Origin of the sequence: Micromonospora sp. NPDC048986 (assembly GCF_040649335.1) — a bacterium.
In the GTDB taxonomy this organism is placed as follows: domain Bacteria; phylum Actinomycetota; class Actinomycetes; order Mycobacteriales; family Micromonosporaceae; genus Micromonospora; species Micromonospora alfalfae.
The window spans coordinates 125,047-139,873 of sequence record NZ_JBEZFJ010000002.1 but is presented as its reverse complement, the minus strand read 5'-3'; the positions used below and the strand labels follow the sequence as shown (position 1 = coordinate 139,873).

Annotated in this window: 17 protein-coding genes; 10 read left to right on the top strand and 7 right to left on the bottom strand. The window is 65.8% G+C overall.

Annotated elements, in window-relative coordinates; translation table 11 throughout:
- Window positions 1-3 precede the first annotated feature (3 nt).
- From AB0B94_RS05710 to AB0B94_RS05685, 6 genes are all read left to right on the top strand, one after another.
- On the top strand, window positions 4-1,626 hold the full coding sequence (locus AB0B94_RS05710; protein WP_357268705.1) for a class I SAM-dependent DNA methyltransferase: 1,623 nt from the start codon (window positions 4-6) through the stop codon (window positions 1,624-1,626).
- Window positions 1,619-2,824 carry a restriction endonuclease subunit S gene (locus AB0B94_RS05705; RefSeq protein WP_357268702.1) on the top strand — a complete coding sequence of 402 codons (1,206 nt, stop codon included), beginning with the start codon at window positions 1,619-1,621 and terminating at the stop codon, window positions 2,822-2,824. The genes AB0B94_RS05710 and AB0B94_RS05705 overlap by 8 nt, the downstream gene beginning before the upstream one ends.
- A 53-nt stretch (window positions 2,825-2,877) precedes the next feature.
- On the top strand, window positions 2,878-6,048 hold the full coding sequence (locus AB0B94_RS05700; RefSeq protein WP_357268699.1) for a type I restriction endonuclease subunit R: 3,171 nt from the start codon (window positions 2,878-2,880) through the stop codon (window positions 6,046-6,048).
- A 64-nt stretch (window positions 6,049-6,112) separates the two neighbouring features.
- Window positions 6,113-6,883 (top strand): hypothetical protein, encoded by a 771-nt coding sequence (locus AB0B94_RS05695; RefSeq protein ID WP_357268696.1) that lies wholly within the window; start codon window positions 6,113-6,115, stop codon window positions 6,881-6,883.
- Window positions 6,884-6,899: 16 nt separating this feature from the next.
- Window positions 6,900-7,478, top strand: coding sequence for a hypothetical protein (locus tag AB0B94_RS05690; RefSeq protein WP_357268693.1), 579 nt, complete (start codon window positions 6,900-6,902; stop codon window positions 7,476-7,478).
- 80 nt (window positions 7,479-7,558) lie between these two features.
- Window positions 7,559-7,864: a winged helix-turn-helix domain-containing protein gene (locus AB0B94_RS05685; RefSeq protein WP_357268690.1), complete on the top strand. Its 306-nt coding sequence runs from the start codon at window positions 7,559-7,561 to the stop codon at window positions 7,862-7,864.
- A gap of 45 nt (window positions 7,865-7,909) precedes the next feature.
- Here the strand turns inward: AB0B94_RS05685 and AB0B94_RS05680 are convergent, their stop codons facing one another.
- On the bottom strand, window positions 7,910-8,113 hold the full coding sequence (locus AB0B94_RS05680; RefSeq protein ID WP_357268687.1) for a DUF397 domain-containing protein: 204 nt from the start codon (window positions 8,111-8,113) through the stop codon (window positions 7,910-7,912).
- Window positions 8,106-8,993 (bottom strand): helix-turn-helix transcriptional regulator, encoded by an 888-nt coding sequence (locus AB0B94_RS05675; protein ID WP_357268684.1) that lies wholly within the window; start codon window positions 8,991-8,993, stop codon window positions 8,106-8,108. Before AB0B94_RS05675 ends, AB0B94_RS05680 begins: the two co-directional genes overlap by 8 nt.
- Window positions 8,994-9,223: 230 nt before the next feature.
- Here AB0B94_RS05675 and AB0B94_RS05670 point away from each other — a divergent pair, with 230 nt between their 5' ends.
- From AB0B94_RS05670 to AB0B94_RS05655, 4 genes are all read left to right on the top strand, one after another.
- Window positions 9,224-9,526, top strand: a complete 303-nt coding sequence (locus tag AB0B94_RS05670; protein ID WP_357268681.1) for a DivIVA domain-containing protein — start codon at window positions 9,224-9,226, stop codon at window positions 9,524-9,526.
- Window positions 9,523-9,774, top strand: a complete 252-nt coding sequence (locus tag AB0B94_RS05665; protein WP_357268678.1) for a hypothetical protein — start codon at window positions 9,523-9,525, stop codon at window positions 9,772-9,774. The genes AB0B94_RS05670 and AB0B94_RS05665 overlap by 4 nt, the downstream gene beginning before the upstream one ends.
- A 95-nt stretch (window positions 9,775-9,869) precedes the next feature.
- A complete protein-coding gene (locus AB0B94_RS05660) occupies window positions 9,870-10,718 on the top strand; it encodes a hypothetical protein (RefSeq protein ID WP_357268676.1) in 849 nt (282 codons plus the stop codon).
- A gap of 843 nt (window positions 10,719-11,561) precedes the next feature.
- Complete coding sequence (locus AB0B94_RS05655; RefSeq protein ID WP_357268673.1) at window positions 11,562-11,978, top strand: DUF2267 domain-containing protein; 417 nt, start codon at window positions 11,562-11,564, stop codon at window positions 11,976-11,978.
- 219 nt (window positions 11,979-12,197) lie between these two features.
- Here AB0B94_RS05655 and AB0B94_RS05650 read toward each other — a convergent pair whose 3' ends face one another.
- From AB0B94_RS05650 to AB0B94_RS05630, 5 genes are all read right to left on the bottom strand, one after another.
- On the bottom strand, window positions 12,198-12,419 hold the full coding sequence (locus AB0B94_RS05650) for a hypothetical protein (RefSeq protein ID WP_357268670.1): 222 nt from the start codon (window positions 12,417-12,419) through the stop codon (window positions 12,198-12,200).
- A gap of 169 nt (window positions 12,420-12,588) precedes the next feature.
- Window positions 12,589-12,819, bottom strand: coding sequence for a hypothetical protein (locus tag AB0B94_RS05645; protein WP_357268668.1), 231 nt, complete (start codon window positions 12,817-12,819; stop codon window positions 12,589-12,591).
- Between the two features lie 4 nt (window positions 12,820-12,823).
- Entirely contained in the window at window positions 12,824-14,107 is a 1,284-nt protein-coding gene (locus tag AB0B94_RS05640) for a WXG100 family type VII secretion target (protein ID WP_357268665.1), read from the bottom strand.
- Entirely contained in the window at window positions 14,104-14,424 is a 321-nt protein-coding gene (locus AB0B94_RS05635; RefSeq protein WP_357268662.1) for a type VII secretion target, read from the bottom strand. Before AB0B94_RS05635 ends, AB0B94_RS05640 begins: the two co-directional genes overlap by 4 nt.
- On the bottom strand, window positions 14,411-14,809 hold the full coding sequence (locus tag AB0B94_RS05630; RefSeq protein WP_357268659.1) for a YbaB/EbfC family DNA-binding protein: 399 nt from the start codon (window positions 14,807-14,809) through the stop codon (window positions 14,411-14,413). The genes AB0B94_RS05635 and AB0B94_RS05630 overlap by 14 nt, the downstream gene beginning before the upstream one ends.
- Window positions 14,810-14,827: the final 18 nt, after the last annotated feature.

The window sequence follows — 14,827 nt, the reverse complement described above, 5'->3', positions numbered from 1 at the left end:
GATATGCCCCCACGGGCGCGCAAGCCGGCAGAGCCGCAATCGGCCGACCTGAAAGACACCCTGTGGAAGTCGGCCGACAAGCTGCGCGGCAGCATGGACGCCGCCGAGTACAAGCACTTCGTGCTCGGCCTCATCTTCCTCAAGTACACCTCGGACGCCTTCGACGAGCGGCGGGCGCAGATCGAGGCCGAGCTGGAAGCAGAAGGTATCCCCGAGGCGAACCGGCCCGCACTGCTGGAGGACCAGGACGAGTACGCCGGCCGCGGCGTCTTCTGGGTGCCGCAGGCCGCCCGATGGGAGTCTCTCGCGCATCGCGCCAAGACCGCGGCTGGTCAGACCAGCATCGGCCAGCTCCTCGACGGCGCCATGAAGGCCGTCGGCGACGCCAACCCCGACCTCAAAGGTGCCCTGCCGCAGGGCCTCTACAACGGCCGCGGCGTCGACGAGCGGCGCCTCGGCGAACTCGTCGACCTCATCCACAAGCTCCGCTTTCGCGACCAGTTCGACGCAGACGGCAAGCGCCGCAGCGCCCGCGATGTTCTCGGCGAGGTCTACGAGTACTGCCTGGAGAAGTTCGCGCTCGCCGAAGGTCGACGAGGCGGCGAATACTTCACCCCCAAGAGCATCGTCAAGCTCATCGTCGAGATCCTGGAACCACAGCCAGGCGAGCGCGTCTACGACCCGGCGTGCGGCTCGGGCGGCATGTTCGTTCAAGCCGAGAAGTTCATCGAGACCCACGGCGGCAAGGCGTTCGACATCTCCGTCTTCGGCCAAGAGTTGAACCAGAACACCTGGCGGCTGGCGAAGATGAACCTCGCCATCCACGGCATCGAAGCCAACCTGAGCACCAGGTGGGCAGACAGCTTCCACGAAGACCAGCACCCCGACCTGCGCGCCGACGTCGTCATGGCCAATCCGCCTTTCAACATCTCCGACTGGGGCGGCGACCGACTCGTCATGGATCCCCGATGGGAGTACGGCATTCCACCGGTCGGCAACGCCAACTACGCCTGGTTGCAGCACATGGCCCACAAGCTTTCGCCGAAGGGGCGCGCTGGCATCGTCCTCGCCAACGGCTCCATGTCCAGCAAGCAGTCTGGCGAGGGCGACATCCGTCGCGCCATGGTGGAAGGCGACCTCGTCGCGTGCATGGTCGCGCTGCCCGGTCAGCTCTTTCGTTCCACCCAGATCCCGGCCTGTCTATGGTTCCTCTCTCGAGACAAGAGCCCACAGGGGTCAAAGCGGCTCGCCAACCGCACCAACCACGTACTCTTCATCGACGCCCGCAACATGGGCGTGATGGTGAACCGCACCGAGCGCGAACTCACCGGCGACGACCTTCGCCGCATCGCGGAGACCTACCACGCCTGGCGCGGCACGGACAAAACCATTGAGTACGCAGACGTGCCCGGCTTCTGCAAGTCAGCCGCTTTGGACGAGATCCGCGAACACGACTTTATCCTCACGCCCGGCCGATACGTCGGCGCCGCCGAGATCGACACCAGCGGCGACGAACCGACGGAGGAGAAGATCGCCAGGTTGACAAAGGAACTTTTCGCCCACTTCGACGACTCTGCCCGGCTGGAGGCCGTAGTCCGCGAGCAGCTCGGGAGGATCGATGTCTGAGTGGCGGAATGTCGCGATTGGCCAGCTGGGCGAAATCGTTACGGGCGGCACGCCGAGAGCCGCAGAATACGACTCCTGGGGTGACGATATAGACTTTCTTACTCCAACTGATCAACGCGAGGATTCGCGGGATGCGAAACCAGCGCGCAGGTTATCGAAAGTCGGGGCGGCCCGACTGTCGCAAAGATTACTTCCGCCGGGCGCAATCTGCTTCACCTGCATTGGTTCGACAATCGGCAAAGTCTCGCTGGTTTCCCGCCCCACTGTTACCAATCAGCAGATCAATTCGATTCTTCCCGATCCGGAAGTCGCGGACAGTCGGTTTGTTTACTACCTCTTGAAGAGTTGCGCTGATGAGATAGTGCAGATTGCCTCTGGCTCTGCAACTCCGATCATCAACAAGACGCAATTCGGGCGCTTCATCGTTCGAGTTCCTGAACGGTCAACACAGTCGGCCATCGGTCAAGTACTCGGAGCGCTGGACGATAAGATTGCGGTCAACGAGCGGATCGCTGCCACAGCCTTCGAGTTGATGCAGTCGATGTGGCAGTCCACAGCCGCAGGCTCGATCGAAATGGCACCGTTTTCCGACCTCGCCACGATTGAGAAGGGGCTCTCATACAAGGGGCAATGGCTGGGCGACGGGGCCCCCCTTGTCAATCTTGCGAACTTCGGCGTTGATGGTCGATTCAAAGCTTCCCAGCTGAAATACTACTCGGGTGAAGCCCGTGACCAGCACTGGGTTCGAAGCGGCGACCTCGTCCTGGCAAACACGGACCTGACTCAGCGGCGGGAGATCCTGGGGCAGCCGGCACTCGTGGCGGCCGGCTCCGACCGCGCTCTGTTCTCTCACCATGTCTTCGCTGTGCGGCCGGCCGCAAATGACGATCGCGAACTGCTCTGGCTGTATGGAGCGCTCCGCTCCACTGCATTCAGAGAGCGGGCCGTGACGTTCGCTACGGGCACGACCGTCGCCTCACTTCCTCGTGACGCGGTGCTGACCCACGAGGTTCCGATGCCTCCCGCAGAGAACCGGCTTGCCTGGGCAGCGACTGCTCGGACCTTGATAGATGCATCGAACTCGCGGGTCGAAGAGAACGGCGTGTTGTCCAGACTCCGGGACACGCTCCTGCCAAGGTTGGCTTCCGGTGAGTTGCGGGTCAAGGACGTTGAGCGCCAAGTTTCCGACGCCGTCTGACCAATACGCTTGGGGCATGCCTCCCATCTTTCGCAGTACCGCAAGGAGTGACGATGAGCCAGTTCGACGATCCGGCCTACCCGCATGACGAGTCCGAGGCTGAGTGGGAGCACTATGTCAAGGATCAACTTGGCGAGTGGTGGCAGCCGATGACCGGCGCCGAATTGGCGCCGTCGCGCAAAGGTGACGGCGCGCGGAAGTCCTGGAACGACCTGGTTCTCTACGGGCGCCTTCGTGAAGCGGTCGCGCGGATCAACCCTGAGTTGCCGCTGGACGCCGTGGATGAGGTGGTGGCCGAGTTCGAGAAGCGGACGTCGGCCGACGCGTTCACAGAGCGGCACCGCCTGCACACGTTGCTCACGCGCGGGGTAAAGGTCGGCTACGTCGATCCGGCGTCGGGGGAGAACCGCACCGACACGGCCTGGGTGATCGATTTTCTCGACCCGTACGGTAATGATCTGATCGCGGCCAACCAGGTGACGATCAAGGATGCCCGCCGCAAACGCCGGCTGGATGCGGTGGCCTACGTAAACGGTCTGCCGCTGGCGGTGTTCGAGCTCAAGAAGGCCGGCGCGACCGACGGGACCCGCGAGGCGTACGACCAGCTCATGACCTATCGGCGTGAGTTTGGTGCGACCGCCCTTGCGGTGCCGGTCTTTGCCGTCGCTAGCGACGGCATCACAGCTCGAATCGGGACGCTGTTCACACCGTGGGAGCACATGGCGCCGTGGGACATCGACGAGCGCGGCGAGCCCGTTGACGTCAGCGACGGCCGAGCACTGGAGACTCTGATCGGTGGGGCGTTCGACCCCAAGGTCTTCCTGGACCTGCTGGTCAACTTCACCGCCTTCTCGCGAGAACGGGGTGGCGCCATCGACACAGTACGGCTGGCGAAAGCCCACCAGATGTACGCGGTCAACACCGCGGTCGACAAGACGATCACCGCTGTGGGCGGCGACGGCAAGATCGGCGTCGTCTGGCACACGCAGGGCTCAGGCAAGAGCATGGAGATGGCGTACTACACCGCGAAGGTGATGAAAGAGCCGGCGCTGCGCAACCCGACGATCGTGGTGCTCACTGACCGGATCGACCTGGACAGCCAGCTCTTCCTCACCTTCGCCGCCAGTGACCTACTGCCTGAGACACCCGTGCAGGCGGACACGAAGGAGCAGTTGATGCGCCTGCTGGATCGGCCATCCGGCGGGATCATCTTTACGACGCTGCAGAAGTTCAACCGCTCCAAGGCGGACAAGGAAGCGAACATCGACTTCCCCCTGCTGTCCAAGCGGCGCAACGTGCTCGTAGTCGTGGACGAGGCGCACCGCAGCCACTACGACTTCCTTGACGGTTACGCCAAGAACCTGCACGACGCGCTTCCCAACGCGGCGTTCATTGCCTTCACCGGCACGCCGATCTCCAGAGCCGAGGCGAACACCCGGGCGGTCTTCGGTGACTACATCGACGTGTACGACCTGACACGCGCCGTCCGCGACGGCGCCACGGTGCGGGTCTACTACGAGAACCGGCACATTCCCGTGCACCTCCCCGACGGCGTAAACCCGGTGGAGTTGGACGAGGAGGCCGAGGACCTGACCGTCGACCTCGACGAGGAGGAGATTAAGCGTGTCCGACGGGCGTTCGCGCAGTACGAGGACGTCGTCGGCCACGCTGATCGGGTACGGACGCTCGCCCAAGACATCGTCGAGCACTGGGAACGGCGTCGGACCGAGATGGTCAAGCTGACCGGCAAGCCGGGCAAGGGCATGATCGTCTGTTACTCCCGAAAGGTCGCAGCAGACCTTTACAAGGAGATCACCGCGATGCGCTCGGAGTGGCACCGGGAAGACGACGACGAAGGCCTGATCAAGGCGGTTTACACCGGCAGCGCCAAGGACCAGGAGCCCATTGCCACCCACGTCCGCTCGCCCGGCGCGATCAAGAAGATCCAGCGCCGGGCCACGGATGCCGACGATCCGCTCGAGCTGGTGATCGTCCAGTCGCTGTGGCTCACCGGGTTCGACTCGCCGCCGCTGCACACGATGTACCTCGACAAGCCGATGCGCGGGGCGGCGTTGATGCAGGCCCTCGCCCGAGTCAACCGTCGCTGGGGCGAGAAGCCCAGCGGTCTGGTGGTGGACTTCCTTGGCATCGCCGACGACCTCACCAAGGCGCTCGCCGAGTACACCCGGACCGATATCGACGAGAAGCCGATCGGTAAGGACATCAGCGCGGCAGTCGACATGGTGGTTGAGCTACACGGCGTGATCGGCAGCCAGCTTCACGGCATTAACTGGAAGGCCAAGCGCGACTCGGGCAGACCCCGTGCCTTTTACCATGCCGCGCTCGACGTCGTGGATTACCTCCGCAACCCTGAACCGGACCTGGAAGAGGGCAAGCCGACCCTCGCCGACCGCTACGTCGACACCGCCCGCAAGATCGCTCGCGCCTACAGCAACTGCCCACGTGAGGACAAGCTTCGGCCACTACGGACGGACCTGGAGTTCTTCGAAGCCGTACGCCTGTATCTGGCCAAGTTGAGGGCCGAGGAGCGGGCGGAGCGAGGGCTCGCGACTGCGGCGGACGTGGAGCTGGCGATCCGGCAGCTTACGGCGAGCGCCATCGCGGTGGATGAGGTGGTCGACATCTATGAGGCTGCTGGCATCCAGCGCCCCGACCTGTCGCATCTGGACGAAGACTTCATGCGTCGAATGCGCGAAAGCCAGCGGCCCAACTTGGCCATCGAGGCGCTGCGTCGGGCGATTGAGCGCGAGGTCCGGTCGGCCCACCCCCACAACATCGTCGCTCAAGAGGGGTTCACCGCCAAACTGCTGAAGACGATGCAGCGCTACACCTCCGGCGGTCTCACCGCAGCCGAAATCATTGCGGAGCTGGTTGCGCTGGCCAAGGAGGTCTCGGCCGACCGGGGCAAGGCCGCCGAGATGGGCCTAACGGAGGACGAGTACGCCTTCTACACGGCTGTTGCCCAGAACGAGTCGGCAACTGAGCTGCTCGGCGATGTCGTGCTTGGACAAATTGCCAAGGATCTCGTTCGCGAGCTTCAGGACCTTCCGATTGACTGGTGGATCCGGGAGCAGGCTCAAGCCTTGGTGCGCAGCAAGGTCAAGCGTCTGCTGGCCCGGTACGGCTACCCACCGGACGCGCGTCCTGAGGCCGTCGAGTTGGTGCTCAAGCAGACCCGTACGTACGTAGAAGATCAGGCGTAGCGGTCATGAGAGATCGTGCTGCAGGCTGTATACCTGTTGGTGTTCCGAAGATACGGTCGACGGCATGCTCGCCCGAACCTGTCGTGATGAGGTGCTCGAGGCTGCCCATGAGCTGGCTGTCCGAAGCGCCGACGGCAGCTTCACGGCGGAGGAAGTCGTACGCCTGATCATCGGCCGAGGAAGCACCTTCGCAGAAAGCACGATACGGACTCACGTCGTCTCGCGTATGTGCGTGGATGCTCCAGCCCACCACGCTGTCCGCTACCCTGACCTGACCCGCCACGGCGGCGGGCGCTACCGCCTTGTCGAGATGGCTCAGCGGATTGGGACGTCGGTGGCCCCGCTCACTGCGGGAACCAGTAATACCACTCGTGGTGACGAAGAGCCGCTCCCGGAGGTTCCCGCCGGAAGCAGCAGTGTGCAGCGGCAGGCAGAGACGGCGATCCTGGACGGGCTCGCCGATCTGTTGGGCTACAAGGTCATCCCGGCGCGACTTCACCTTGCTGGTGGCGAATACGTGGACGTAGATGGCGTCAGCCATGCCCCACCGACTCTTGTGGAGGCATGGGCGCACCAGGGGCCGCCCAAGGGCGGGCAGAAGCATAAAATCCTGGCGGACGCGCTCAAGCTCATTCACGTCGGTAGGGAGTTGGGCGGCCATCACCAATTGATTCTCTGCTTCAGTGATGAGCAGGCGGCACGGTCCTTCCAGCCCGAGGCGCGGACCTGGTACGCGGCTGCGCTAAAGGCTCACCACGTTGACGTTCTAGTCGTCGATCTATCGGCCGAATGGCGCGAGCGGATCCGAATCGCCCAGCAGCGCCAGTTCCGGTAGCGCGCGGAGGAGCAGAGTGGCTGATCGCAGGCTGACCGGAGCAAGTGGCGAACACTACGTCTGCTATGCCTTGGCCCGTCAGGGCTGGGTCGCAACCCTCACCCGGGAAGGACTTGAGCGCACGGACATCCTCGCCGTGAGTACCGTCTCCCGCCGTATGGTCGAACTTCAAGTGAAGGCTGCCGCGCCAGCCGGCAAGGTGTCGTGGATGCCTGGAGCGAAGGCCTTCACGCCAGCATTCGACCACGAGTGGTACGTCTTCATCGCTCTCACGCGCGACCTGACGCACGCCCCCACCTGCTACATCGTTCCGCGGTTCCACGTGGCAGCAGCAACGTGGATTGTTCATTGCAACTGGCTTACCCATCCAGACGCGCAGCCCGGGACCCGAAACACGAAGCTTGCGCAGGCCCGGATCACCGCAGAGGTCTGGAGCGGCTACGAGGGCCGTTGGGATCTGCTGGAACACTCAGCGACCTCCGTGCCGGTGCTACTTCCCCATTGGGTCCGGAAGCGTGCAGGAGAGCCTCGTGTCGGTTTGCCGCCAGGCCATCCCTGGGCCTCGGCGCTGCCTCCGGACTGGGAAGGGCCGTAGCTTGGGCAAGCTTCCAGTGGTTCCTCTTGTCGTCTCGCGTCGGCCATAGCCCGGCGTATCCCCTGATTACGGAGGTTTCCATGGCACTGACGCCACAATCGCAGCTTCGCCTTTGGCTCATCCAGACGCTGGGAGATCTGGGTGGATCGGCGGAGCGGCGATTGGCTTTGCGTGCGATGGCGAAGGCGTTCCAGGACCAGTTCACTGACGACGACTGGCGCTCGCCGCCCAAGCGACCTTTCGAGTCCAACTGGGAAAACCGCACGTCATTCGAGCGCGGCGAGATGGTTCGGGAGGGGTTACTGCTGCCGATGCAGAAGGCGGGACGTGGGCGATGGGCCCTCACTGAGCGGGGTTGGACTTTGCACCGGCAGGTTTCTCGGTAGTGGCCACGACTGAGACGCGCGAGCTACTCGTAGGGAGTTCGCCGATCAGGGCGTGACAACGCTGATCTTGAGGTCCGAGACAAAGGCGGCCCAAGCTGGCGGTGGGAACGCCAGCGTCGGACCCGTGGGGTCCTTGCTGTCGCGTACGCCGACGACACCCACGAGATTGTCGGCGACCTCGACGCAGGCGCCGCCGTTGTCGCCGCTGCGGGTGCTCTTGCGCCAGACGGCGCCGGTCAGGTCAGTCATGCCGCATCTCCCCGGAGATCCTCTTGATCATGTCTTTCGATTCTGCCTCGCCGAGGGCCATCGCATCCAGCCCTCCCCAGACGCGTTCGTACGCGGCTAACTCGTCAGGCTTGTCGAGGTAGAGCGCCCCGGTCAGCGACTCGCTATAGACGACCGACGGTTCCGGGGCTGCTCTGCCGCCCTTGGTGGGCGGGAAGTCGAGGATCATGACGGTACCGGCGACCGCGCCGGGGTGTGGCCCCGCAGCCAGTGGTAGCACTCGGACGGACACATTCGGTAGCTCTGACACCCTGAGTAGGTGGTCGAGTTGCGCGGTCATGACGTTGGGGCCGCCGACCGTGCGTCGAAGCACTGCCTCTGACAACACCGACTCCAGCCGTGGCGCCGGAGGAAGCCGCCGGACGAGTAGCGCCTGCCGCTGAAGCCTTACTTGGACGGCCCGCTCCCTCTCCTCGTCGCTGAGGATCCTGCCGCGCCGGATCAGCGCGTCGGCGTAGCCCTTAGTCTGCAGGATGCCGGGGATCAGAGACTCGTCGAAGCCTCTGAGCCGCGAAGCGGCGGATTCCAGCCCCACGTACAGCTCAAACCAGCTCGGCACCGCATCGCCGTACGCGTGCCACCAGCCCTTGGACTTCGTCTCCGCAGCCAGCCCGCGCATCGCCTCGGTCATCTCGGGCGACACCCCGTAGAGCTCGCACATCGCCTTGACGTCGAGCACCCGGACGGAGCCCTGGCCGCATTCGACGCGCCAGATCTTCTGCCGGCTGTATTCGAGGGCTTCGGCGGCCGCGTCGAGTGTCACCCCGGCCTCGTTGCGGAACTGCCGTAGCAGCCGACCGAGTTGCCGGCGCGGCACTGTCGATCCGATGTCATCGGGCATCCGCACACTCCCTGGTTCCATGGCGCAACACTGCGTGACCTGCTCCTGCAACTCCTACGGGTTTCGGCAAAGAAAGTCAATGCACAACAGCGAAATTGCGGTTTAGAACGTTGCGTTTCCACTCCGGACTGTCGCAGGCTGATCACAGCACGGCGGCCGCCCGGTCCCCCCGAACGGCCGCCGTGCTTCCCCGAACACCCCTCGCCCCTCCGCCAGGAAGGCAGGCAGACATGAACGCCAAGAACCAGCGACCAGGGACGGCGAGTGGCGGTGCGACCTACCGCTCTGCCGCGTACACCAGTCTGCTGCCGTGGCAGGTGCGTGAGCGCCGCTTTCCGCCGGTCGGGCTCGGACGTCGCGGTTTGAACCCCGACGACGTGTACGCCTTCCTCGACCGGGTCGCCGTCGACATGGCCGCCGTCTACGCCGCCCTCGCCGAGAGCCGCCGCGAGACGGCCCGGATCAAGGCCGGGCTGCGTCGCTGGCAGACCGATCAGGCCCGCGCCCGCAACGAGCGGGGCCAGACCCAATGAGCCAGCGGTACGTCATCCACCTGCCCGTCGTTGCTACCGACCTGCCTACCGCGCAACGCCTGGCCCGGGTCATCGGCCGGTGGATGCTGGTGCTGCCGATGGCGGACCCGGGGGAGACCACCGTCTCCGAAGAGGACCATCAGCTCCTCCGCCACCGGGTCTTCTGCGACCTGCGGCTGCCGGGCGGCCGACGCTGCCTACTCCGCGATGGCCATGACGGCAACTGCACCCGCCGGCTGCGCCGCTGACACAACCAGACGATCCGGCATCTCAACTGCCCGTTGTGCCGAGTGCGATGATGATCATCAGGCCGCTAACGTGCGCAGCACGGGAGGTGGCGGGGATGGTCGCTCGGCGTTGGGACGCCAGGTTCGAGGAGGAGCACCTTGTCCTCCGGCGTTGGCGGTTGCTGCCGTGGCCGAAGGCCTACGTCAGGCGGCTACCGCTGGCCGCGATCCTCCATATCGGGTCGTTCACCGCAACTGAACATGCGAAGCGACACGCCCAACTCTCCGTTCAGAACACGTCGGCACCAGACCTGACCGAGGTCATCCCGGTCAGTTTCACGCGGGAGCAGTGGACGTTCGCCGGCTGGTTCATGGAGGAACGGCGAGCGGCGGAACGGCGAGCCGCACCGAACAGGCCGCCGCAAGTCCGCGGGGTGGCATCGCCGCGTCAGGTGGCCCTGTCCCGCCCGGCGGCCGACGTTGCGGCCCTGTCGCGGCAACAGGCGCAGCTGGCGGCCGCCTTACGAGCCCACCTCTCGGCCCGGCAGGCGTCCATCAACCTGAGCGTCCCACCGACGACGGCCCCGGTGATGCGGGCCGGCGATGGCCGGAGGCCGGTGTGGCTGTGGCTTGAGAATGGGGAGATCCATGGGTCGCGCGTGTCGGCCGGCAACGCCTCGCCACGCGATCTGACCCCAGCCGAAGTCGCCCATCTCCTGCTCGCTGACCCGTCCCGGGCGATGCCGGCTATCCGCGCGTTGACGGGCGCCGCCGACAGCCAGCAAGGTCAGGCTCTGCTGCGGAGCTGGCGGCGGCCAGACCGGGTCGTCGTTAACCTGAGCGCCTCCGACCTCGCCGGGAGGCGAGTGACAGAGGCCCTACAGAAGCCGGGCCGGAGTAACCCGGACGGCAGTGTGCGAACCGTGTCCGGTGGCCTTCCGAGTCTGAACAAGCGCCGCCGGTAGAGACGAGCCAGGGGATGCGGCTCGCCCTCGGCGGCGATCTCCGCCGATGCTCGCGTGAACACGTCTCAGCTGGCCAGCGAGCCCAGGCTTAAGCCGTCGACCAGGTTGATGAGCTCGTCGTCCCGGGTCACCTTGTAGCCGCGCCCGCGCAGCTCCGCCACGAGATCGGTCTCGCAGTTGAGTGGAACCTCGAGGTACTTTGATCATGCTGGGCACGAAGATCGGCGAGGCTGTCCCTGGCGGGTCAAGGACCGCACCGCGCCGCTCCCGCCGCCGCGAAGTTGCAACCCACCGCCGTGCGCGACGCACTAGACGTGCGTGATCACATCTCTGCCGTACCCGGTGAGGGTCTTGTCCTTGTCGTCGTGCATGAGGTAGACGGCGAAGTTGTGGACCTCGATCTCGTTGAGTCCTGCAGCCGGTCGACGTGGGCCGACCCGGGGCCGAGCAGACCGAATCGGTCGCCGATGGCGTCGGGGACGCAACTGCGGTGGTGCTGAAACCACCACTCCTGATTCGCCCGATCGGGATGAGGCACGGTCACCCTCGGGTCCGACACGCTGTCGAGGTACCAGGGCGCTGCGCGACAGCCAGATGGGGATCACGGCCGAGCTCAAGGAGCGGGAACTCCAGGGAATCCTTCCTCCGCCGCCGGGAACCCAGGAGCCAGCCAGTTCGAACACGTCGTGACGCCATCAGGCGACATCGACCCGAACAGCGTCGACGGCGGGGTGTTGACCCTTACGTCTGGGCAGGACGCACCGAACCGAAACGCGGCGCATTGAGGTCAGAGGCCCACCTAACCGGCGGTTCGACGGCGATCGGGCCGGAGAGGAGAACCAGGTGGAATACGAGGATTTCATCAACGAAGTGGCCACGCGGGCGAAGGTGTCGACCGATCAGGCGGCGACGCTCACCAGCGCCACGTTGCAGACATTGGCGGACCGGATCAGCGCCGGCCAAGCCGAGGATCTTGCCTACCAGCTTCCCGATGGGGTCGATGATCACCTGCGCAAACCGCCACCGCACAGAAGGCAGGAACAAGCCCAGTCGTACGGGCTCGACGAGTTCGTGCGCCGGGTGGCGGACCACCCGGCCGTCGACCGTGCGCTCGCCGGTGCCGGGGTCCGCGCGGTGCTCACCACGTTGCGTGAGGCTGTTTCCCGTGACGAGTTCGACGACGCGGTGGCCCAGCTTCCAAAGGAATTCCGGCAGGTGATCGAACCGGTGGGTGCCGATAGCCGGCGGCGTCCCGGGTAGCACGCCCAGGCGGCAGCGCGGCCGTCGTACGGCCGAGCCATCTCCACCAGCCGGTTGACCAGTAGGATGGCTCTCCCTGGTCGTGCCACCTGGGGAAACGCCCATGTCCGACAGCGTCTTCGCGCAGTTCACCGCCGCCGACGACAGCTCGAAGGTGGGCTGCTCGTGCAGCCGGGCGATCAACGCCGCCCTGGTGCACAACCGGGTGCCGCTGGTCCGTCACCTCACGCCGCCGTTGCGGCCCGGTATGCGTAACCCGACTGCTTGGGCGATGTGCTCTGCCGGGACTCCACCCTGGGCAAGCCACACCATGAGCCGGGTCGCGATGATCGCGTGGTTGTAGCCCGGCGGCGGCATGATCGAGACGACTCCCTCGGGGCTGATTTCATACCGGTGGTTCTCGTCTGCGGCCATCATCGCCGTCAGGTCATCGAGCGTCACGACCGGGGGCATATACCTGCCAACCGCCTCCGGGCTCATGGTCGCATCGACCGGTTCGCCAGCCGGCTCCGGCGGTGGCGGAGCCGCATAGCCTCAGTTGCGTCCACCAGTTCATGAGGGTCGCTGACGACGTCGACCGCCGACGGTAGCTCGGGTAGTCGGACCGGGTTCAGCTTGCGAACAGCATTCTCGTCGGGAACTCGCCGCTGGACCGCCACGCTTTTACGATTTTTGCCGCGATGGCACCTGCGGCGGTATTGAAATCACCATCTTCGACGCGGGCGTCGAGGGTGCGTGGGTCGATTGTCAGGATTCGGTCGAACTTGTCATTCAAGCCAAACTCGTATCGGACCTCGTCCGCGGCGGCCTCGATACGCCGCGCGGTCACCATCATTCCCATGTCCCTAGCCTCCAATGTTCGAGTAGTCCTCGTAGGTCGGCCCGGGTATGGACGCCTCCCAATCGGACACCTGGTTGGCGGCAAGATGTGCTTCCCGGTATGCCGCCTGCGGGTGCGCGCGGTAGTACTGCAATTCTGCCAACTCGTGCTCCAGTAGTGCGTAATCCTCGGGCAACGGGCTACCGCGTCGCAAACGCAGCCATGCCTCAGCCATGGGCGGGCTCGGATCGTATCGTTGATGGATGACCCCGCCCGCATAGTCATCCATCGGGTGGGCGTCGAAGAAGACATGCCGGCGGACCTGCTCGATTTCCTCCCGAGAGAAACCTCGGGAACCGTCCAGGCGGGGCGCGTCTCCGACGTGGTCAGCTATGACGTCGGCGTCGGCCTGCTGGCGGATCGCCTCGTACGCCTCCTCCGCCCAGCGGTCCTGCCCTGCGTAGTCTGCGAGATCACGAGGTCGTGTGGTGTGGCCGCCATGAATGCCTCGCGCTTCATCTCCTGCGCTCCCTGGGCGCGGGTGCGGCTTGTCGCGAAGTCGCCCCAGGGCCTGCTTGAGTTTCTCGATGAGGTCGCCGAGCCGGCGCATCTCCGGAATCAGCCGTCGCAGGCTGGCCAGCAGCCCGCGCAACAACCGCGCGATCCGCGCACCCCACGACGCCACCAGGGTCGTGACCTGCTCCACGACCAGCGGCGCGGCAAGCCCGCCGGTGATGAGGAGTTCGCCCGCGTACACGATGATGCGGGACACGCAGGTGGCGATGGCGTCGCGGACCAGGAGCCGGACGGCGGCGACCAGGCCGGCGGCGCCTTCGGTGATCGCGGCCATGGTGTCGGCGCCCTGGGCGAGCCCGGTGATGGCCTGGTGTTGTTCGTTGGCCCAGGCTCGGTAGGCGGGTCCGGCACTGCCGCCCCAGCCGGCGACGTCGGTGCGGACGGCGCGTGCCAGTTCGGCGGCGTCGTCGCGGAGGGAGCCGGCGACGTTGCGCCAGGTCTGGGCGTGCGCGGTGATCTGCGCCGGGTCGCCGGCGAGCCAGTCCAGCGCCTCGCTGAGTGGCTTGACGTGTTCGATGAGCCAGGCGATCCCGTACTGGAGCAGGGCGCCGACCGGGTCGGAGACGAACGCGAGAGCGTCCAGGCTGGCACTCACGACGCCGAGGCTGCCGTCGATCCAACTGCCGGTGCGGACGCCCTGGGCGATGAGTTCGATGTCCTCGCAGATCCACACGCCCGCCCAGGCGCTGGGCGGGGTGTCCACAGCGGCGGCGACGAGCGGGTTGGCCGTCACGGTCGCTGCCGCACTCCGTCGAGCAGGTGCTTGGCGTGGGCGTCGGACTCTCGGTACCGGTCCGCGCCGACCCGCAGCCTGCCGGCGGTGTCCCGCACCGACGCGGCGGCGCCGCCGATGCCGTCGACAAGGGTTCGTTGCAGGCCGTCGAGCAGCACCGGCATCATCGCGCAGAGCTGCCCGTAGGCGTCGGTGCCCAATCGGACGTGTTGGCCCGCCTGCTGGGCGGTGTCGAGGCTGCTGGCGCAGCGATCGAGGCGTGCGGCGTGGGCGGTCAGGTCGTCCGGGTCGACCTGGATGCCGTCACCGCCGGGCATCCTTCGATCCCTGGTCGGGGAGAAGCCGGCTGCGGTACGAGTCGACGATGGCCTGGGTGCTCGGGTCGTCGCCCAATGACTGTGTGGCCGCGTCGCTGACCTGTCGGAGCAGGTCGGCGCGCGCGGCGGTGGTGGTCTCTAGGATCTGTCGGGCGGTGTGCACGGCGGATTGTTGCCGGACGCGCTCGTCGAGCCGTAGGTCGATCAGCAGGCCGGCCGAGTCGACTGTGACATCGACAGTCCGGTCGGCGTTGTGTGCGGTGCCGGTCAATTCGCGCATCGTCGCCGACAGCGTTTTCGCGCGTTCGGCCCGCTCGGCGAGCGATGACTCCCACTCGTCGAGTCGGCGCTCCGCCGCGTCGAGCGCAGCGTCGTCCGCCCACATGTCGACCCTCCCCAGGGG

Bases quoted from the DNA above. Each gene is read 5' to 3' on its own strand.
- AB0B94_RS05710 (WP_357268705.1), top strand. From the start codon at position 4: ATGCCCCCACGGGCGCGCAAGCCGGCAGAGCCGCAATCGGCCGACCTG.
- AB0B94_RS05705 (WP_357268702.1), top strand. From the start codon at position 1,619: ATGTCTGAGTGGCGGAATGTCGCGATTGGCCAGCTGGGCGAAATCGTT.
- AB0B94_RS05700 (WP_357268699.1), top strand. From the start codon at position 2,878: ATGAGCCAGTTCGACGATCCGGCCTACCCGCATGACGAGTCCGAGGCT.
- AB0B94_RS05695 (WP_357268696.1), top strand. From the start codon at position 6,113: ATGCTCGCCCGAACCTGTCGTGATGAGGTGCTCGAGGCTGCCCATGAG.
- AB0B94_RS05685 (WP_357268690.1), top strand. From the start codon at position 7,559: ATGGCACTGACGCCACAATCGCAGCTTCGCCTTTGGCTCATCCAGACG.
- AB0B94_RS05680 (WP_357268687.1), bottom strand. From the start codon at position 8,113: ATGACTGACCTGACCGGCGCCGTCTGGCGCAAGAGCACCCGCAGCGGC.
- AB0B94_RS05675 (WP_357268684.1), bottom strand. From the start codon at position 8,993: ATGCCCGATGACATCGGATCGACAGTGCCGCGCCGGCAACTCGGTCGG.
- AB0B94_RS05670 (WP_357268681.1), top strand. From the start codon at position 9,224: ATGAACGCCAAGAACCAGCGACCAGGGACGGCGAGTGGCGGTGCGACC.
- AB0B94_RS05665 (WP_357268678.1), top strand. From the start codon at position 9,523: ATGAGCCAGCGGTACGTCATCCACCTGCCCGTCGTTGCTACCGACCTG.
- AB0B94_RS05660 (WP_357268676.1), top strand. From the start codon at position 9,870: ATGGTCGCTCGGCGTTGGGACGCCAGGTTCGAGGAGGAGCACCTTGTC.
- AB0B94_RS05645 (WP_357268668.1), bottom strand. From the start codon at position 12,819: ATGGGAATGATGGTGACCGCGCGGCGTATCGAGGCCGCCGCGGACGAG.
- AB0B94_RS05635 (WP_357268662.1), bottom strand. From the start codon at position 14,424: ATGCCCGGCGGTGACGGCATCCAGGTCGACCCGGACGACCTGACCGCC.
- AB0B94_RS05630 (WP_357268659.1), bottom strand. From the start codon at position 14,809: ATGTGGGCGGACGACGCTGCGCTCGACGCGGCGGAGCGCCGACTCGAC.